At 60.1% G+C, this 19637-nt stretch carries 17 protein-coding genes; 12 read left to right on the top strand and 5 right to left on the bottom strand.

All coding sequences use genetic code 11. The annotated features are described in order from the left end of the window. Positions 1–13: 13 nt before the first annotated feature. Complete coding sequence (locus tag ACQRA4_RS10540; RefSeq protein WP_427823035.1) at positions 14–2644, bottom strand: mechanosensitive ion channel family protein; 2631 nt, start codon at positions 2642–2644, stop codon at positions 14–16. Positions 2645–2765: 121 nt separating this feature from the next. On the opposite strand from ACQRA4_RS10540, the gene ACQRA4_RS10535 reads away from it, so the two are divergent. Both ACQRA4_RS10535 and thiE read left to right on the top strand, forming a co-directional pair. Next, entirely contained in the window at positions 2766–3770 is a 1005-nt protein-coding gene (locus tag ACQRA4_RS10535) for a DUF362 domain-containing protein (RefSeq protein WP_427823034.1), read from the top strand. Positions 3771–3781: 11 nt separating this feature from the next. Beyond that, the gene (thiE, locus tag ACQRA4_RS10530) at positions 3782–4429 is read left to right on the top strand and encodes a thiamine phosphate synthase (protein ID WP_427823033.1); all 648 of its coding nucleotides are present in this window, start codon (positions 3782–3784) and stop codon (positions 4427–4429) included. A gap of 120 nt (positions 4430–4549) precedes the next feature. Here the strand turns inward: thiE and ACQRA4_RS10525 are convergent, their stop codons facing one another. The 4 genes from ACQRA4_RS10525 to ACQRA4_RS10510 form a co-directional block, all read right to left on the bottom strand. Then, entirely contained in the window at positions 4550–4873 is a 324-nt protein-coding gene (locus ACQRA4_RS10525) for a hypothetical protein (RefSeq protein ID WP_427823032.1), read from the bottom strand. Positions 4874–4890: 17 nt separating this feature from the next. Continuing rightward, on the bottom strand, positions 4891–5502 hold the full coding sequence (locus ACQRA4_RS10520; protein WP_427823031.1) for a hypothetical protein: 612 nt from the start codon (positions 5500–5502) through the stop codon (positions 4891–4893). A 90-nt stretch (positions 5503–5592) separates the two neighbouring features. After that, entirely contained in the window at positions 5593–7263 is a 1671-nt protein-coding gene (locus tag ACQRA4_RS10515; protein WP_427823030.1) for a glycosyltransferase family 9 protein, read from the bottom strand. 19 nt (positions 7264–7282) lie between these two features. After that, the gene (locus tag ACQRA4_RS10510; RefSeq protein WP_427823029.1) at positions 7283–8413 is read right to left on the bottom strand and encodes a hypothetical protein; all 1131 of its coding nucleotides are present in this window, start codon (positions 8411–8413) and stop codon (positions 7283–7285) included. Positions 8414–8964: 551 nt separating this feature from the next. Between ACQRA4_RS10510 and ACQRA4_RS10505 the strand changes: the two genes are divergently transcribed. From ACQRA4_RS10505 to ACQRA4_RS10460, 10 genes are read left to right on the top strand one after another with little or no spacing between them, the layout of a single operon-like run. Next, positions 8965–10095, top strand: coding sequence for a DegT/DnrJ/EryC1/StrS family aminotransferase (locus ACQRA4_RS10505; RefSeq protein WP_427823028.1), 1131 nt, complete (start codon positions 8965–8967; stop codon positions 10093–10095). A 19-nt stretch (positions 10096–10114) separates the two neighbouring features. Continuing rightward, the gene (locus tag ACQRA4_RS10500) at positions 10115–12133 is read left to right on the top strand and encodes a glycosyltransferase family 2 protein (RefSeq protein ID WP_427823027.1); all 2019 of its coding nucleotides are present in this window, start codon (positions 10115–10117) and stop codon (positions 12131–12133) included. Next, entirely contained in the window at positions 12130–13437 is a 1308-nt protein-coding gene (gene wecC, locus ACQRA4_RS10495) for a UDP-N-acetyl-D-mannosamine dehydrogenase (protein WP_427823026.1), read from the top strand. Before ACQRA4_RS10500 ends, wecC begins: the two co-directional genes overlap by 4 nt. 11 nt (positions 13438–13448) lie before the next feature. Further along, positions 13449–14309, top strand: coding sequence for a glycosyltransferase family 2 protein (locus ACQRA4_RS10490; RefSeq protein WP_427823025.1), 861 nt, complete (start codon positions 13449–13451; stop codon positions 14307–14309). Beyond that, the gene (locus tag ACQRA4_RS10485; protein ID WP_427823024.1) at positions 14306–15553 is read left to right on the top strand and encodes a glycosyltransferase family 4 protein; all 1248 of its coding nucleotides are present in this window, start codon (positions 14306–14308) and stop codon (positions 15551–15553) included. The genes ACQRA4_RS10490 and ACQRA4_RS10485 overlap by 4 nt, the downstream gene beginning before the upstream one ends. Positions 15554–15555: 2 nt before the next feature. Beyond that, positions 15556–16710 carry a 3-oxoacyl-ACP synthase III family protein gene (locus ACQRA4_RS10480; RefSeq protein ID WP_427823023.1) on the top strand — a complete coding sequence of 385 codons (1155 nt, stop codon included), beginning with the start codon at positions 15556–15558 and terminating at the stop codon, positions 16708–16710. Then, entirely contained in the window at positions 16710–16931 is a 222-nt protein-coding gene (locus tag ACQRA4_RS10475) for a phosphopantetheine-binding protein (RefSeq protein ID WP_427823022.1), read from the top strand. The genes ACQRA4_RS10480 and ACQRA4_RS10475 overlap by 1 nt, the downstream gene beginning before the upstream one ends. After that, positions 16928–17680 (top strand): SDR family NAD(P)-dependent oxidoreductase, encoded by a 753-nt coding sequence (locus ACQRA4_RS10470; RefSeq protein ID WP_427823021.1) that lies wholly within the window; start codon positions 16928–16930, stop codon positions 17678–17680. Before ACQRA4_RS10475 ends, ACQRA4_RS10470 begins: the two co-directional genes overlap by 4 nt. After that, the gene (locus ACQRA4_RS10465) at positions 17680–18351 is read left to right on the top strand and encodes an acetyltransferase (RefSeq protein ID WP_427823020.1); all 672 of its coding nucleotides are present in this window, start codon (positions 17680–17682) and stop codon (positions 18349–18351) included. Before ACQRA4_RS10470 ends, ACQRA4_RS10465 begins: the two co-directional genes overlap by 1 nt. Beyond that, positions 18344–19636 carry a glycosyltransferase family 2 protein gene (locus tag ACQRA4_RS10460; protein WP_427823019.1) on the top strand — a complete coding sequence of 431 codons (1293 nt, stop codon included), beginning with the start codon at positions 18344–18346 and terminating at the stop codon, positions 19634–19636. Before ACQRA4_RS10465 ends, ACQRA4_RS10460 begins: the two co-directional genes overlap by 8 nt. The last annotated feature ends 1 nt before the right edge of the window (position 19637 follow it).

Raw genomic sequence — 19637 nt, 5'->3', positions numbered from 1 at the left:
GGGCCATGCCTCATCAAGGAGCAGGGGGCCGCTTTCCATCTGCCGACGCGCTCTCCGGCGTCGCGGCCCTGACGTTTTTCGCCGTGCCGTCCCGCTGTGCGGATCGGGTCTGCGGCGCTCGGTGCGGGAGCCGGCGCGCGGGGCGTCCAACGCGAGCGCGGGACGGCGCCTGCGGGCTTTTGACGCGCGGCGGCATGTCCTTGATATGCACGTCCAGTTGCGGAAAGGCCACTTCAATGTGATGTTCACGGAACTGTTTTTCAATGGCCAGGCGAATGTCCGAGGCGGTGGACACGCCCACATCATAGTCTTTGACCCAGAATCGCAGCAGAAAATCCAGGGTGCTGGCCCCGAAATCGTTGAAAGTGACCGAGGGCGTGGGATACTTGAGCACGTTTTCGTGCCCGTTGGCCACGGCCAGCAGCAGCTTCATCACCAGGGCCGTATTTGAGCCGTAGGCCACGCCCAGCTTGATTTCGCGCCGCACGGTGCGGCTGTTGCGGGTCCAGTTGATCAGACGGCTGGCCACAAATTCGGAGTTCGGCACATAGATGAGGGCGTTGTCGTAGGTTTCCACCATGGTGGCGCGCACGCTGATCTTGCGCACCCGGCCCGTGATGCCGCCCACTTCCACCACGTCTCCGGCCTGGAGCGTGCGGCTGAAGATCAGAATCAGGCCGGAAAGAAAGTTGTTCACAATGGTCTGCATGCCAAAGCCGATGCCCACGGAAAGGCCGCCGGCCACCATCGCCAGGTTGCTCAGCTCCATGCCCAGCGCCCGCAGCACAAACAGGCCGAAGATGGCCCAGACCGCATAGGTGAAGGCCGTCTGCATGGGCGGAATCAGCGTGGCGTCGATTTGCAGGCCCTGCTTGGGCAGTTTGGCCAGAAAGCGAGACCCCATGGCCACGGCCGTGCGCGTGAGATAAAACACGCTGATGATCAGCAGTATCTGGACAATGTTGAACTGGGTTGCGCCCACATTCACGCCCTTGAACACATATTCGCCCAGCAGGTACATGCCGCCGGGCAGGGTGCCCACCCAGAGCAGCACGCCCACCACGGCCGCCACCAGAACAACGGGCGCGGCCAGGGCCACCAGCAGGCGGGCCAGGGCGGCGCGCGCGCCTTCCTTGGGCAGGTGTTCGTTGATGTTGCTGATCAGGGCCATGCCGCCCAGGCTGAGTTCCAGCGCCAGAGAACAGGAGACGAAAAGCAGATAGAGGGCCATGCTGTAGATGTGCAGGCCCGAAAGAGCCAGCAGCAGGCAAAGCCAGAGCACGATGGAGTCGCCGTCCAGCACGCTGGATTCCAGTTGCAGAGAGCCGCAGTTGGCTTTGCGCCAGCGTTGTCGCCAGACCAGGGAGGCAATGAGCAGGGCCGCCCAGAGCGCCAGCACCAGGGGTTTGGTCAGAGGCAGGTAGAGCAGGGCATAAGCGCAGAGGGTCAGGGGCATGAGCCGCAGGAAGGGCGCGGGCTGCTCCTCCACATCCGGGTATTTCAGCAGGCGCAGATCCCAGGCCAGAAAAACCTGCCCCAGAATGATGGACAAATTGCCCAGCGCCAGAAAAAGCCGAAAAAATTCGCCCGCGGCGGACAGGGAACTGCCCAGCAGGGAAAGGCCCAGGCAGAGCCAGGGCAGGCTGACGCGAAAAATATGGCGGGCGGCGCTTCTGGAATCCCGCTTGATCCAGCGCCGGTAAAGCAGCAGCGTGATCACGCCGGTGAACAGCAGGCAGATCAGAAAGCGCAGGGCCGCCGTGCCCCACTGATCCGGCGTGACCGGCATTTCCACGGGCAGGCGCAGCATCATGCCCTGGTAGGAGTAACGCATCTGCTGGCCGAAATCGGCCCAGGCGTCGGGGCTGAGATAGGGCACGGGGCTTTGCAGATAATAGTTTTTCCAGAGAACGGGCAACTGGTTGCTGATGTCCTGGCGGGTTTTTTCCAGCCGGGCGAGCAGGGCCAGGGAGGGGGCCAGCGCCGAATCGCACTGGGCCAGCACGGCGGCCAGGCGCAGCCTGGCCTGACCGATCTCCTGAATATAATTCTGCATTTCCGGGCTGAGCCGCTCGTCGTGCAGGTCATCAGGCAGGCTGTCGGCCATGTAGTTGACGCGCTCCAGCAGGCCCTGCGCTTCGGAACGGGCGAGCATGACCGGCTCCAGCAACTGGTTCAGCTGGGTGACCGTGACCGTGATGCGGCGGCTCACGGCCTCCATGGGGTTGGGCCAGTTTTTGAAGGTGTTGGTCAGCACCAGCAGGCGGCGGGCTTCTTCTTCATAGGGCTGCACCTTGTCCGTCAGGTTGGCCGCCTGGCCGGAGAACGCGTCGCTCAGTCTGACGGCGGTGGCCTTGATGTCGTTGAGCATGTCGCGCTGACCGGCCCAGATCATCTCCCACGGGTCATGCCGGGTCGGCGCGTTTTCCGCCCCGGTCGCGCCGCCGTCGGCCTGCTGTTTTGACGCGGCGTCCGCATCCTTGCTTTGGGCGGCGTTGTTTGTGCCGGACGCGGCCTGGGCGGCCGATGCCGTTTTGACCGCGCTGGCGTCGGCCGCCTGCGCCGTGGCGGAAGCCGCCAGGCCCGGCGCGGCCCACAGGCAGAGCGAAAGCAAAAGCAGTATGCTGAAGCGGAAATGGCGCATGATGAATATCCTTGCTGTGTCGCGTGAATGCGGCTGACCGTTTTTACGCCAAGAAAGGCGGCTTGAAAAGAGCGCAGGCTCTGCCCTTTACAATCGGGGGTTGTGGCGTCATAGTCGCCGCATGACGGACGCCTCTTCCTCCGCATCGCGTTCCGCCGGGGCGGGCGTGCTGCCTGTGGCCCTGCTGGCCTGTTCGGACTATGCCGCGCCCAGGCTCCGGCAAGCCGTGTTTCAGGCCCTGGAGGCCGCCGGGCCACGCGTGAACGCGGGCGCGCGCGTGCTGGTCAAGCCCAATTTAATCACGGCGCAGCCCTTGGCCTGCGCCAGCCCTGAAGTGACGGCGGCGGCCTGCGCCTGGCTGCTGGAACGCGGCGCCAGGGTGGAGGTGGCAGACTCGCCGGGTTTCGGACGCGCCGAGGCCGTGGCCCGCAAAATCGGGCTGGAGGAAGCCTTGCGCCCCCTGAAGCTCAGGGTGCGCGCCCTGAACCGTCCTGTGCCCGTGCGGCTGAGCCTGTCCGCGTCATCCCCGGCCTGTGCCGCGTTTCTGGAAGGGGGGCCGCGTTTCATGATCTCCCGCCGCGCTCTGGAATGCGACCTGATTCTTTCCGTGCCCAGGGTCAAGGCGCACAGCCAGATGCTGCTGACTATGGCGGTCAAAAACTGTTTTGGCTGCGTCAGCGGCCTGCGCAAGGCCCTGATTCACACCCGCGAAGGACGCGACCCCGGCTGTTTCGCGGATTGTCTGGCCGCCCTCTGGGCGGCGCTGCCGCCGGTGGCCGGGCTGGCCGACGGCGTGCGGGCCATGCATGTCACCGGCCCCAGCCGGGGCAAGCCGTTCGCTCTGGGGCTTGTGGGCGCGAGCCCGTCAGCCGTGGCGCTGGACGAGGCCCTCTGCGCCGTGCTGGGGCTGCCCCCCGGCGCGACGCCGCTGGGGGCGGCGCTGGAGCGGCGCAGGGCCGAAGGCTGCGGCGCGGCCGGCTGGCGCGCCGCATATGTGCGCGGGCGACCTGAAGACTTTGACGCGCGCGGCTTTGAATTGCCGCGCGATTTGGCCCATACCTCGTTTCATCCCGCGCGCTTTGCCAAAAGCTGCGCCCGCCGTCTGTGGGCGGCGTGCAAACCCTGAAGGAGACAGCCATGCCCGCCATTTTGCCCGGACAGACTGATATTTACGCTCTGACTGATTCGCGCCTTTCCCTGGGCCGCCCCCTGGCTGTGGTGGCCGGGGCGCTGCTGGACGCGGGGGTGCGCATACTGCAATACCGGGAAAAAAAGTTCAAAGCGGGCAAAATGCTGGAGGAATGCCGCCTGCTGCGCCGGCTGACGCAAAAGGCCGGGGCCTGCTTCATCGTCAACGACCACATTGACATTGCCATGCTGGTGGGGGCCGACGGCGTGCACATCGGGCAGGAGGACCTGCCCGTGCCCGAAGTGCGGCGTCTGGTGGGGCCGGATATGCTCATCGGGCTCTCCACCCATTCTCCGGAACAGGCTGTGGCCGCCGTAAACTCAGGCGCGGACTATATCGGGGTGGGGCCCATTTTCGCCACCCAGACCAAGGAAGACGTGGTGGCCCCGGTGGGCTTTGAATATCTGGATTGGGTGGCGCGCAACATTGATCTGCCTTTTGTGGCCATTGGCGGCATCAAGGCGCATAATATCGCCGAAGTGGCCCGTCACGGCGCGCGCTGCTGCGCTCTTGTCTCGGAACTGGTGGGCGCGCGGGACATACCCGCCCAGGTGGAGGCCGTGCGCCTGGCCATGCGTGAAGGGGCCGGCCGGTAAGCGGCCCGGCTTTCGCCATGCGCAAAACGCTCCGGCCGCCAGACGGAAGCCGGAGCGTTTTCATTTTTTGTCGCATGTCGAAGGCATGCCGGGCCTGTGCCGTTCTGCCCGCTGCGGCATTTATTGCAGCGCCTGCCCCACCGCCTGATGATAACCCCGCATGCGCTGTCTCTCAAGCCGTGAGCGTTGCAGGCTTGCCCGAACGACTTCCTGCGCCTGGGCGGCCAGTTCGCTCAGATGTTCCTGAAGCCGGGTGAGTTCAATAAGGCGCTTGCGGTACTGATCGACGCCGTCAGATTCCAGCAGTTGCCACGCCATGCCGGTAAGCTCGCCGCGCCGCTCCGCCAGTTCCACCGCTCTGTCATAGGCCCCGTCCTCCAGGGCCGCCATTTCCTGGCGGGCGAGATCCAGAGCCTGATCCAGAAGAGAGAGTCCCTGATTCATGGGCGTTCCTTTCGCGCCTACTGGGCTACATGGACATGTTTGACCATCTGGGCGTGCAGATGTTCGCTGACCTCCTGCCATTCCTCGCACATGGGCAGGAATTCGTATTCCAGCAGGTCGGCCAGCAGAATCCAGTCTTCATTTTCCAGCACGTCGCTCATTTCGGAAAGCAGGTCGGCCAGCTTTTCGGCCTTGCGGGTAAATTCCTCATCCGCGCCGCCGAGATAGCGGTCGCGCAGCGCGGTGAGCATGCCCATGAAGTCGCGGGTCACGTCCAGCAGATCCTGCAAGAGTTCCAGGGCGTCGGTGTCCGAGGCTTCACGGAACAGGCGGGCCACATTGCGAGCGCCGCTGCCCATCATCCGGGCCACCTTGCCCATTTCCGCCGACATGTCCACGGCCAGTTCGGCGATGGGCACGGAGCGCACCTCCACGGAAGAGATGTTGTCGCAAGACATGTCTTCGGCCTGATGCGGATAGATTTCCGAAAAACTTTCATTGTTCACGAAAACATCGGTGACCACCCGGTCGTCCATCTTTTCGTCCTGCATCACATTGGCCAGCACTTCTTCCAGATTGGCGAAACTGGAAATTTCCCTGTCGCTTTTGCAACCGTCAACAATAATCATGGTTCCCTCCTTGCTCCCCACGGGGAATTATTTGCCGATACGTTGTGCGATTTGTGTTATGCAAACCATATGCCATATAAATGATTACAATCAGTTATCGTCTGAATCTGCCATCTGGGCGGCCCAGCGCTCAAGATGCCCGGCCAGCAGACCTATGAAACGCAGCAATGCGTCCAGGCGATCGCCGCGTTCCTGCTGCAATTCGCGCCAGAAACAGGCCAGAGAGGCCAGCGGCGGGCAGGCGTTCAGAAGAGTTTGCAGGCGGTCGCAATTGAGCAGAAAGAGCCGCCCCGCTCTCGCGGATTTGCCCGCCAGGCGGCCCTGTTCGGCCAGCATGTCCAGCAGGCGCGCGGCCTGGGCCAGTACAGGCGTCACCTGACGGCGGAAATCCGGAGAGCAGGGCGGCACATGCGTCTGGTCGCCCGCTTGTTTGCGGTCGTCCGCCGCTTCGGCGGCGCGACCGGCCCCGTCGTCGCTCAAGTCGTCAAGAATATGACGCCAGAACAGGCGTTGCTGGCTGAGCCAGAGGCTGCGGTCTTCAGCGTCATGGCCGGAAAGGCTGCGAACCCTGGCAAAGCCCTGTTCGTCGCTTTCCGTCAGCCAGACGCGGGCTTCATGGCAAAGTTCCCGGCTCAGGCCCGCCTGCCAGCCGTCGCCCTCCAGGCGGGCAAGAATCAGGTCGCCGGCGCTGGCCGGGCTGATGCGCGTCAGGCAGGCATGCCCGCGCGGGCAGGTCTGTCTGAAGGGGCAGGGATGGCAGGGCATGGCTGGTTCCAGGCAGCAGCAACCCGGCAGATAGGGGCCGGTGTCCCAGGGCTGGGCCGTGGCCAGAAAAAAGGCCAGGCAGGGCAGGCCCAGGCCGGCGGCCAGATGCATGGTGCCGGTGTCGTTGGTGACCAGCAGGCGCGTTTGGCGCAGCAGGGCCGCCAGTTGGGGGATGTCTGTCCGACCCACGGCATTGACGAAGGGCGTTTGGCTGCGGGCGCTGTATGTCGCATATTCCCGCGCCAGCGGGCGTTCGGAGGGCGCGCCCAGCAGAACCGGGCAGATGCCCGCCTCGCGCCAGAGCCGTTCGCCCAGGGCCGCGAAATGCGCCACCGGCCACTGTCGCCGGGCTTCACTGGCCCCCAGCTGCAGAGCCACAAAACCTTTGGGATGCGCAGCCGGGGAAAGGTTTTCGGGCCGGGCCAGCAATGCCCTGGCATGGGCCACGGCCGCATCGGGCGGGGTGCGCAGGCGAAAACGCCCCGGACGCCCGGCAATGCCGGGAGCGCAAAGGGGCGCGCCGACCATGCGGAACATATCCACCAGATTGAAGGGCGCGTTCAGGCGGCGCAGGGTGGCTCCGCTCAAAAAGGAGGCCCAGACGCCCCGGTTGACGCCAAAACCTTCGGGGTCCAGGCCGAAGCCCAGCACCGCTTCCGGCGCGGGGGCCAGAAGCTTGGAAAGCAGGCGCGCCGGCAGAGTGGGCGTCAGGTTGACGACATGCCGGGGCGCGGCCTCGCGGCGGATGCGCCGAACCATGTCCAGCAGGCGCGCTGTCGCCGCCCGCCAATCCTGATCCAGCGCGGCCATGAGTTTCGCGCCGGGCAGTGGCCAGGCCGCGTCCACATGCCGCAGCAGAGGCAGGGCGGCGGCGAAATTGTCCAGACAGACCAGCCCCACCCTGTGGCCGCTGTCGCGCAAATCCTGAATCAGGGGTTGGCTTTGCAGCAGATCCCCAAAACGGGTCAGATTGAGAAGCAGAACATCAACACTCATGCCGCGCCGCCCCGCCGGCTCAGGCCAGGGCGGTGCGCCCGCCGCCGTCCAGCATGTTCAGAGCCAGGTTTTTTTCCTGCCGGAAGCGGTTCTGCACCGCCGCCTGCACCGCTTCGGTGGAGGAGCCGAACTGCCCGGCGCGCAATTTGTAAACATTGCTGATGAGCTTGCGCTCATAGGCCGGGTCTGTGGGTTTGCCGCTGAGATTGTCGGCCCGGTCGAAAATGCGGGCCGCCCCCGCCGGGCCATGTTGCACGGCGGTGCTCCAGATTACCTCCCGCATGGCCGGGGAAAGCCTGTCCGCTTCCAGGCCGGTGCGCTCCACAATGGCTTCCATGGCGGGCTTGTAATGGCTTTCGCGGATGAACGCCTCCTGCAGCGCCTCGAAACGCTCCGGCTGTTCCCTGGCGATGGCCCGCCAGGCATCGGGCATGCCCCCGCGACGGCTTCCCGTATTGGCCGGGCCGGCCTTGCGCAGGCGCTGGGCGATATCCGGGGCCTCGTTGTCCAGAAAGTTCAGAAAACTCTTCATGCTGCCCACACGCGAGGCGATCTGGTATTTGCCGTAGGACGTGCCGCCGTTACGGTCGTAGCCAATGGCCGCGATGCCGTCGCCGCCGGATTCAAAGCGGGCGGAAAGCTGGCCCAGTCCGTCGTTTTCCGGCATTGGCGCATGGCGCGCGCGTTTGCCGGTGGGGCGGGTGTGGATGAAGTCGCCCATAGACAGATTGCCCACTTTTCCTTCAAAAGCGTTGGTCAGGCTGCGCAGATGCCGGGCGACGCCCATGCCGCGGGCCAGACGCAACGGCGAATCGCCGCCGGAAAGGCTTTGCATCAGACCTTCCATGGCCTGGGTTTGACGCAGGTCAGATTGAGCCTTGGCGAATATCTGGGAACGCGCGAGGTCGCTGGGAGAGCGCCCGGCCAGAACGGGATTGCGCAATTGCAGCGTGCTGCCCGTTTCCCGCGCTTGTCCTGCGGCGGACAGGTTTTTGTCCGCCCCTTTCCGTTCCTGACCGGCCATCAGCGCGGCGAAAGGCGAAAGCCCCCCCGCGGGCGCGTTCTGAGCCCGGCGCTGGGGCGCGGCGGGAGACGGATTCTGCTTCTGCTGCTCGGCCGGAGGCCGTATCAACCATGCGGAGTGTGCCATTTTCTTCCTCCTGGGGCAGGGCGAAGGGCGGACGTGGGGCCGCCTCGACAGGATGAAAGCAAGGACAGTGCCAATGTCTCCCAGGGAGCGCGATACGGGCCTTGCGCGGCGGAACGTCCGTTGAAGGCGGGCCGTGCTGCCCGCGCGCGACAAATTGCCGACGCGGTTGAAAAAGGGGAAAAGCGTCGGCGTAAAACCGACGGGCAGGGAAAGCGCCGCTGCGGCAAAGACCCGCCAGAAGGCGTCATTGTCAGGCAATCATGCGCGGCGTGCAGGTTTTTCGTCAGGCGCCGGCATGAACAGGTCGTAGTCAGGAGCCATGCAATATGGCGAAACGGCATTATTATTGCATGAGCATGCGCGTCAGAGATATTTTGATTCCAGCGGCAATCCTTGCCAAAAACTGCTCTCAAGTGTAGGAATTTCAAAGGTTGGCCGACAGTGTGACCACCGGAGAAACAGCGGAGGAAACACTTTGAAATCTGTTCGGGCGGAATGCGCCGTCCGCGCTGAAGTTCGCTTCATACTCGCACGACACGCCTGACATGACAATGCAACATCCCATATACGTTACAAAAACGCGCCTGCCGGAGCCGGAAGCTTTTTCACGGCTCTGCGGAGAGATTTTTCAACGCGCCTGGATCACCAATAACGGGCAGTGCGTGCAAGAGCTGGAGCGCGCTCTGGCGAAATATCTCGGCGTGTCGCATGTACTGGCGTGCAATAACGGCACGATGGCCCTCATGCTGGCCATCCAGTGCGCCGGGCTGGCCGGAAAAAAGGTGGCCGTCACCCCCTATACCTATGTGGCGACGCTTTCCGCCCTGCTCTGGCTGCATTGCATCCCTGTTTTTGTGGATATTGAACCGGATATGCTCTGCCTCTCGCCGGAGCTGCTGCGCAGACGTTTTCAGGAAGAACCGGATATCGCCGGAGTGCTGCCTGTACACATCTACGGTCTGGCCTGCGATGTGGAAAGTCTGGACGCCATTTGCCGGGAATATGGAGCGCTCCTCATCTACGATGCGGCGCAGGCTTTCGGCTCCCGCTATCACGGCAAAAGTCTGCTGGCGTATGGCGACTACAGCGTTTGCAGCTTCCACGCCACCAAAATTTTTCATACGGCGGAAGGCGGCTGCGTTGTGTCCCACAGCGCTGAGGCCCATAAAGCGCTGTCGCTCGCCCGCGCATTCGGGCACATCAACGATACGCATTACAGCCTGGGCATCAACGGCAAGATGAGCGAACTGCATGCCGCCATGGGCCTGTCCCTGCTGCCGGGCACGGATGAGGAAATGGCGCGGCGCAAGGAGGTGCGCGCCATGTATGACGCGGCCCTGGAGGGGCTGCCCCTGCAGCGCCCGGCCAGGCGCGAAGGGCTGGACTGGAACAGCGCCTATTATCCCGTCCTTCTGCCGGATGAAGAGTGCCGCGCCCGCGTTGACGAGGCGTTGAAAGAACACGGCATTCATCCCCGTCGCTATTTTTACCCCGCGCTCAATACCTTGCCATACCTGCAAGAAGAGTGGCGGGCGCCATGCCCGGTTGCGGAAGATGCCGCCCGGCGAGTTTTGTGTTTGCCCATGCATGGGGAGCTGAACAGTAAGGATACTAAACGAATCGCATCATATGTGCATTTTGCCTTGTCCAGTAGCACAAAATTTTTCTCCTTCAATTTTTAATCAATATCTGAGGCGGGCAGTGGCCAATATCTATTTACTCATCAACCTCAGCATAAGCAACGTCTGGCTTGCCGCCTCCGTTCGCGCCAATCAACAGTTGCTCGCAAAAAATAATATTGACTTGGTTCCGTTCGATAGTACAAATACAGATTTTGTGCCTTATAATATGTCATTCTGGTATGCTTCCGCCAACGAGCCACTTTCACCCGCATTGACGGAAAAACTGGCTGCTGTTCAATCCAGTCTTGATACGGGTCGCAGTATCATTTTCCTTGGACAAAGCGCGGACTTGCATATCCAGAAAACCTTTTTTGCATTTCTCAGAAAACATCTCCGCTCTGAAAATCATTCGGTGATTCCGCTCATGATTATGGGCAAACCAAGTCTTTGCATGGAGTTTTGGTGGCAGGCAAGGCCACAAGGAGTGGACGAAAACCTGGCGGAAAAATATATAAACTATGCCAGAAATACTTCGAAACTTGTATTGCAAGCCCAGGAAGAGTGGGGAAAGGAAGGTCTCATTCTGATTCCGTATCTACATAATTCCATCACTCCCAATACTATTTCGGAAATAACGCATCATATTTTTACATCCATTGGCATAGATGATATCCCTCATATGGCTGCGCCGCTCCCTTTTTACGGGTTCACCAATACAGTTTCTGCTTTGCGTTTGCTGGAAGCCAGGCAGGTGCGCCATAACGATTGGCCACATCTTGACAGCGCATCCTACATGGCGGCGTTACAGAAACTGGAGCAGGACTGGGGGCCAGAGCCTCTTTCCCCCCTGTCCTATAGGCAGGCCCTGTTTGAAAAAGGGCGTGAAGATCAAAAGAAACTGGAAGAGCTTCTTGACCTCCCCGCGCATTCGCTGGACGCGCCGGACTGGTACGGCACACTGCCGGAACTGGCCGCATCAACGCCGCTCAAGCCGGAACGGCTGCAAGCTTTTGCCGAAAGCCTGACGCCCCCCGTGCGTGCTGTTTTGCTCACACGTTTTGCCAATGACCATGATTTTCTCTCGGAGGATCAGAAGGCGCTGGCGCTGGCATTAACCAACACGGAAGGGACAGAGTTCGGGCGCATGGAGGAAGCGCAAGAACAGCCACTGCTCACTGTTCTGACTATGACGCTCAACCATGAAAAATACATTGCTCAATGCATAGAGGGTGTTCTGGCCCAAAAGACGAATTTTCCGGTACAGCATCTGATTCTTGATCATTATTCAACGGATGATACGCCACAGATTATAAACCAATACGCGAAGGAATATCATTCCATCCGTCCAGTGATTCTTAACAATTACAACAGAGTTTATCAAAACGTTCATGATCTGTTTATGCGTTGTAAAAGCGAATACGCCGCGCTTTGTGATGGAGACGATTATTTTATTGATCCGTGCAAGCTGCAAAAACAGATGGATTTTTTGAAGAGTCATCCGCGCTGCTCCCTTTGTTTTCACCCTGTGGCAGTGGTTTTTGAAAACGGGCAGAAGTCGGATGTTTTTCCTTCGCGTAACATTCTGCCGCGCGGCATACGCGAAGAATATTATCTCTCGGATATGTTTAAAGGCAACATGATCCAGACCAACTCCGTTGTTTACAAATGGCGTTTCAGGGATGGTTTGCCCGCATGGTTCCGGCACGATCTCTGCCCGGGGGACTGGTACTGGCATCTGCTCCATGCCGAGCAGGGCAAAATAGGGTTCCTGCCTGACATTATGTCTGTTTACCGCCGCCACGGCAGTTCACTGTTCAAGCATTCGTTTATCAACAGCCTGGAACACCGGCGAAAGTTCGGAATGGCGGAGCTGGAAACCTATCATGTGGTCAATGAACATTTTCAGGGTCGCTATTTTTTACCCTTGGCACAGCTTGCTAACGGGATTCTGTGCGAGTTTTTGAAAATTTTCATGCAAGAAGGCGACAAGCGCCTCCTTGACCTGGCGTGCGAATCATATCCGAAATTCGGTCGGTATTTTCTCAGTCAGGTTACACTGACAAGTCAGCCTCCAGTTGCACAGAAAGGTCCCAAATGATGCTGCAAGACAAAAAATGCCCGGATGTTTGCATCCTCGGACTGGGATATATAGGCTTACCCACAGCCAGCCTGCTGGCCGCCAAAGGGTTTCGTGTGCGTGGGGTGGATGTCAATGATGTTCTGATTCATGATTTGCGTCATGGAAAATGCGCCATTTATGAACCAGCGCTTGATGAGATGGTAAAATCCGCCCTGCAGTCCGGCAATCTCACAGCTGATGTCAAGCCCGGTGAAGCGGATATTTTTATTATCTGCGTTCCCACTCCCTTTACGTCAGGCCATACACCAGATCTTCATTATGTGAAAGCCGCCGTGACCAGTATTGCTCCTTTTTTGCGCAACGGCAATCTTGTCATTCTGGAGTCAACGGTTCCCGTTGGCGCGACAGAAAAAATGGCGGAGATACTGGCGGAAATGAGGCCGGATCTGCGAATCGGCCAGAATTGTTCCGGCAACGCTGTGCCCGTTTATGTGGCTCATTGCCCCGAGCGGGTTTTACCCGGCCGCATCCTGCATGAGCTGGTGGAAAACGATCGTGTTGTTGGCGGCATTGACCGGGAGTCAACCCGCAAGGGCGCAGAGTTTTACCGCAGTTTTGTCAGCGGCAACGTGCAGGGCACGGATTCGCGCACGGCAGAAATGATCAAGCTGACGGAAAATTCTTTCCGGGACGTCAATATTGCCTTCGCCAACGAGCTCTCGCTTATTTGCGAAGAACTGGGGCTTGACGTCTGGGAGGTTGTCGCTCTGGCCAACCGTCATCCTCGCGTGAACATATTGCGGCCCGGCGCGGGCGTGGGGGGGCATTGCATCGCGGTTGACCCCTGGTTTCTGGTGAGCTCCGCGCCACAGACTGCACGGTTGATTCGTGTGGCGCGGGAGGTGAATGACGCCAAGCCGGAGAGCATCATCGCCCATACGCTGTCCGCCGTGGCCGGTCATGAACATGGCACCGTCGCCTGCCTGGGGCTGGCCTTCAAACCGGACGTAGACGACCTGCGGGAAAGCCCGGCCCTGTTCATCGCCGAAGCGCTGGCCGGAAAAAACATCAGCCTTGTTATCTGCGAACCGCATATTCAATGTCTGCCTCCTTCGCTGCAAGGCAAACCCCATGTGCAAAAAATGAATTTGCACGACTGCCTGCAAAAAGGGGACATCATCCTGGCGCTGGTGGGGCACAAGGCTTTTGCCGCTGTTGACCCGGATACGCTTGCACAGAAAACAGTTATTGACGTCTGCGGGTTGTGGCGAGCCAAACAGGCAACGCGGCATGGCCATGAAGCGGGCGGGGATGACCTGTGACAGGGATGAACATGCTTACTCCGCTTCTGGAACTGCTGGAAAGCTCAATGGCCCGACACGGCTGGTCGGGCCGGATGTTTGGCGCGCGTCAATGGCTGCGGGGCGGCTCGCTTGCATCAATGCGCGCAACGCCTGTCAGCGTTGTGGCGATACGGCGTGATGTCCAGCCGGACTCTCCCTGTGACGTTTTTGATTTGCTGAAAAAAGAAGACGTTCCTTTCCAGAGCATATTGGCGGACATTTGGGGAGAAGACGACATGACGGCATCGGGAGCGCAAGAAAACGGCGCGGATGTGCATCTTGTCCTCTCTTCTTCCGCCCCCTGGTACACAGCCTTCAATCTGGGCGCGGCCTGCGCCGGTGGCGAGCTGCTTGTTTTTCTGAGTGGCGCCGCAACGCCGCAAGCGGGCCTGCTTGCCGCATACAGGGGCATCTTTCAGGCGCATCCTGAAACCCTGGCCGCGCGGGGCGTTCTGCACATTCCGGGGCTTGAGGACTGCGCCTGCCAGGTCACGGGCAGTTTTGCCCTTGCCGATGAAACAGAGTTCTGGCCGGTTGATCTGGATGAGAACATGGCCGTGCGGTCGGAAACTTTTTTCGCGCTGGGCGGTTTTGACGAAAGCCTGCTCGGCGGTTACGGGGCGCTGGACTTTTCTATCCGCCTTTTCGGGCGCAGGCCTGACTTCTGTTGCCAGCGCTACGAGCCGCGGGCGCGGGTTGTTCTGGAGGCGCCGGCAAAGCCCGGCCTTCCTCTGGAGGACTACCTGCTACAGCGGCAGAGAGCCTGGCTGCAGTTGAATGATTCACTCAAACGCTATCTGGAACTGTACGGCAAATTCTGGCTGGAGCATGCCAGGGAGGAAAGACCGTGACTGACTGGTCGGCGCAGCATCATGACGCGGGCGTGCTGATGCTGCTCAGCTCATCTCTGCCGCTCAACCCTTCGGGCTATGGGATACGCTCACACGCCATAGCCGGTCATCTGCTGCGGCACGGCGTACGCCTCAGCGTGTTCACCAAGCCCGGTTATCCCCTGACATCCTGGACAGGCCCACAGCCGGTGAAGCCCAGTGACACCGTGGAAAACGTCACCTACAACCGCCTGCCGCTCCATCCTGTCGGCATGGGCGAGTTTGGGGAAGCCTACCGGGCGCAGGCTTCCAGTTTGATTGTCGCTGCAACCAAGCGCTGCCGCGCAACCATCATTCATGCCGCTTCGGATATGGAAAACGGCCTGCCTGCCATGCTGGCCGCAAAGAAAGCTGGAGTAAAAGGCATTTATGAGTATCGCGGCATGTGGCACTATTCCTCTGCCGCGCGCAACACCTGGTTCCCCTGGACAGAACCCTTTCAGCGCAGACAACGGCTGGAGCTGCAAACCGGTCATCTGGCGGACGCCTGTTTTGCCATATCCGAGGCGCTCAAAGCCGAACTGGTCGCCGAAGGTCTGCCGGAAGACAAGATAACGGTTTTGCCCAATGCCGTGGATGTGGAGAGATTCACCCCCTTGCCGCCCGACCGGGAACTGCTGGAAAAATATGCCCTGCACGGTCGCATAGTTGTGGGATTCATCGGCTCGTTCACAGCCTACGAAGGTCTGGAAAGCCTTATGGATGCCGTTCTGGAGCTGAATTGGCGCAACTTTCCGGTTTCGCTGCTGCTGGTCGGGGACGGCGCTGACAACCTGAAACGGCTGAAGGCGCTGCACCGGGCTCGCGGCAGTCATCCGGCCATCATATTTACCGGGCGCGTCCCCTTTGAGGATGTTAAACGCTACTATTCGTTGATTGACATCATGCCCTTTCCCCGCATCCCGGCAAAAGTCTGCCAATGCGTTCCCCCTTTAAAGCCGCTGGAAGCGATGGCAATGGGTAAAACGGTTCTGGTCTCCAATGTGGCTGCCCTGACCGAGATTGTGCGGGACGGAGAAAACGGGCTGGTCTTCGAATCCGGCAATCTGCCCGATCTGGTGAAAAAGCTGGAGACGCTGCTTGTCATGCCGGATTTGCGACAAGGCCTTGCGCACAAGGGCCGCGCCTGGGTGGTGGCCGAAAGAGACTGGCACAAAATCAGTAAGCGTATTTTGCGCGTATACGAAAGATTGCTGGAGAGATAACGGTGTTCTGCACATTTTCCCATGTTCGCCTGGCTGCGGTACATGCCTGTGTGCCGCCCAACGCGGTCTCCATTATGGACGAGCTGGAGTATTACGGCGGAAATCGCAAGAAGGTTGAACGCCTGCGCAGGGCCATAGGTCTGAATGCCCGTCGTATCTGCCCGGAAGGCGTGACCGCCTCGGATTTGTGCTTTCAGGCGGCAAGTGAACTCCTGGACAGCGCCGGCATACGGCGTGAAGAGATTGACGCCCTGTTGTTTCTGAGCCAGACGCCGGACTACCAGATGCCCGCCACGTCCTGTGTTCTGCAGGACAGACTGGGCTTGTCGCGGGAATGCGCGGCCATTGATCTCAGTCAGGGCTGCTCCGGTTATGTCTATGGGCTCTGGATGGCGGCCAGCCTCATATCTTCCGGGGCCTGCAAAAAGCTGCTTTTGCTGGTGGGAGACGTTTTTCCTCCGCGCAATCCCGCCAACCGGGTGGTAAGCCCGATATTTGGCGACTGCGGGACGGCCTCACTCCTGCTGCATGAATCGTCCGCTTCGAATATTGCCTTTGCGCTGGGCACGGACGGCAGCGGTCATGAACTGATCGCCATGCCCGCCGGACGCGCGCGTCGTCCCCTCTCGCTTGACCGGAATGACGACGCCGAACTCTATGAGGACATATTTGACGCTGATGGAAACCCCTGGCGCATGCTTCAGCCCTATATGAATGGACGCAAGATTTTTGATTTCAGTTTGCAGGTGGTGCCCGACCACATCAAAAGCTTTATGGAATCCGCCAATGTCAGCCCGGCGCAGATTGATTATCTCTTTTTACATCAGGCCAACGGTCAAATAGTGGAAAGTGTAACCGACAAGGCGGGTTTCCCCCTTTCAAAAGTCTGGAGCGAAACCTTCAGCCGCTATGGCAATCTGGCCTGCGCCTCCATCCCGGCAAGCATTTGCGACCGGCTGGGCGGAAGCAGGCAGGAACGTGGGCGGATGCTCCTCTGCGGTTTTGGCGTAGGGCTTTCATGGGCGTCCTGCCTTGTTCCAATGGCGGGCCTGCATGTGGGGCCGGTGGCGGATTACAAGGGCAGTACATCAAAAACGTATAATGCCGACTACCTGGCCCATTGGCAAAAAATTTTTCGCGGCAAGGAGGACTTCTGATGGAAATTAAGGAACTTTTGCTGGAATGGCAGGACGTATTGCAGTGCGATGTCCCCCTGGAGGCCGGAACAATCCTGACCGATCTTGAAGAATGGGATTCCCTTTCCCAATCGGGCATGGCGGCGTTCTTTGACCGTAAGCTGGGAATCCGGCTCTCTTCAGATGAAATTGCCAGGTGCCGCACAGTGCGGGACTTGCTCGCCCTGGCAGGAAAAGCATGACCCTGTTCTCACGGGAGCAGCATATTCTTGTTACCGGGGCCAGTTCCGGCATAGGCCGGGCCTGCGCCATGCTGTGCAACCAGCTTGGGGCCAGTGTGATAGCAGGCGGGCGCAATGAGGAACGTCTGGCGGCCTTGCAGGCTCGGTGTGCAAGCCCTGCGCACTGGCACAATGAGGTCAGGGATCTGGTGGCCGACCTTGAGTCCCTGCCGCGATGGATTGCCGGTTTGCGGCAGAAATACGGCAGGCTTTGGGGCCTGATTCATGCCGCCGGTGAAGGTCGTTTGGACAGCATCTCCTATTTTGAGCTGGCTGAGGCCAGGAGTCATCTTGAGCTGAATTTTCTTGTACCCATGCAGATCGCCAAGGGCTTTTCCGACAGACGCAATTTTGCCAGAGGGGGAGCCATGCTTTTTCTCTCCTCGGCTTCAGCGGTCTATCCAGAGAAAGGGCATTGCCTCTACGGAGCCGCCAAGGCCGCTCTGGCCGCGGCCATGAAAACAGTCAGTCAGGAAATGGCGCATAAAGGCTTGCGGGTGCACTGCCTTGCGCCTGGCTGGGTGCGCACGCCCATGCTGGATAGGGCCATAGAGCATATGGGCGAAAGCTACGAAGCAAAAGAGAAGGCCCGTTATCCACTGGGGTTTGGCGAACCGGAGGATGTCGCCTGGATGGCGGCCTTTCTGCTTTCAGACAAGGCGCGCTGGATCACCGGCCAGAATTTCGTGCTGGGCGGAGGGTGCTACTGATGGGCGTGGTCATTGTCGGCAATTCCGGCGCTGCGCGGGAATGTTACTGGCTCTTGCGGGTGGCGCGGGAGGCGGATGAAAAGGTTCCTTCCTTCAAGGGCTTTCTGGCATGGAAAGGGCATGCGGGGCAGCTCTGCGAGCTGGCCCGGTTTTCTCTGGGCAGCTCGGAGGACTACCAGCCGGCTCATGACGATCTGTTTGTCATTGGCATAGGCAAGCCAGAATTGCGGATGGCCGCATATACCTGGCTGAAGGCTCTCAGGGCCAGTTTTTATACATTGAGGCATCCCAATGTATATGTCTGCCCTTCAGCCACGGTGGGGGAGGCCAACATTTTTCAGCGCGACTGCGTCGTGCAGGCAAATGCAAGCATAGGCAACGCCAATTTCTTCAATGGTGGCGTGATTGTTGGTCATGATGCGATCGTCGGCGATGGAAACACCTTCAACCTTTATACCGGCATTTCGGGCCATGCCAGGCTTGGAAACGCCAATCAGCTGGCGTCCCGGTGTGTCGTGCTGGAGCACGCGAAGATAGGCGACTGGAATATTTTTGCCCCGGGCGCGATTGTCTACAAGGGTTGCAAGAATCACTGCCTGATGGCCGGCAATCCGGCGCTGATAGAAAAACGCTATTCGCCGGTAAAAGCGGAAGGGGCCACCAGTGTCTGACGCGCCCCGACTTTCGGTTGTCATTCCCATGCGCAACTGCGGTCGTTGCATCTGCGCCATGCTGGACAGCTTGCTGCTCCAGAATCTCTCCATGCAGATTGTGATTGTCGACGACGCCTCGGAAGATGACGGAACTGCTCGTGTCGAGGCATGGAGCCGACAGACCGGCCAGCCTGTCGAACTGGTGCGCAACGAACGGCGGATGTATTCCTATGGTTCGCGTCTGAAGGGGCTGGCCCGGGTCGCCGCGCCGGTCGTCTGGTGCGTGGATGCGGACGACATCATTCCGGCAAATGCCAGTGTTCGCGCCGCGCTGGAGCTTATGGAGCGCGACAGGCCGGACATCCTGCACTGCAAGGCCTGCGGCGTGACGCCCGGCAGCGGACTGCAAAAAACTCTGGCCTGGACGGAGCCCATGGCCGAGCATCTGTCCGGCGGCGAAATTTTCAACAGTTTTATCGCCCAGGCCTATCCGCCAGCCATACTCTGGAACAAGTTTTTTTCAGCCGGGCTGGTCAGATCCGTGCTGGCAACCGCGCCTGACATCACGGTGCGCTATTTTGACGTCAAATTCCTGGGCCTGCTCTTTCTCTTGCGCGCGCAAAGCTATGTGGCCTGCAACGAGCTGATTTACGAATACCGGATGCGCGCCCATCGTCCTGCGTGGCTGTATGCCCGGCAAGTGGATGCGCTTCTGCTTCTGGAGCAAAGCCTCGCCCCCCTTGTGGGCAGGCACGCGCCGGGTCAGGCGCAGGCCTTCCGGGGCTATTGCCGGCGGCGGCAAATTATCCAGACCGGACATCTTTCTCTGATGGCTGAAGCCGAACTGATGCAGCTTTTTCGGCGGCGGGGCGAGCCGCAAGACTGGTTTTACCAGAATATTCTGGCCAACATTGATTGCGAGAATCTTTTTCGCGCCTTGTATCGCTCCCTTTGCGCCAATGCCGAACGGCTTTATGGCTGGGGTGAGGATATTCTGCGCATATATGGGGCTGGCGGCGAGTGTTTGGCCAGCGACCGCGCATGGCCTGCGCTGGAAAACTTGTCCCTGTCCGCGCGGGAATGGCTTTGCGGCGATTTCGGTTCCAGAACCCGCCGGCGCATGGCTCAGTGCGGCCTGCGCCTTGGTCTCAGCCTGTCGGACTCCAGGCTTGAAAGTGAAAAACTTGCGGACAGCCATTCCGGTGAAACGGCGATAGCCCTGCTACTGGCCAACGCCCAGCTGGCGCGCGCCATCACGGCCATAATGGCCCCGAATGTCGATATTACCCAAAAGGCGAACTGAA

The organism is Desulfovibrio sp. SGI.169 (assembly GCF_050313595.1).
Classification (GTDB): Bacteria; Desulfobacterota; Desulfovibrionia; order Desulfovibrionales; family Desulfovibrionaceae; genus Desulfovibrio.
Note: the sequence above shows the minus strand (reverse complement) of the source record. Positions and strands in the feature narration are given on the sequence as shown.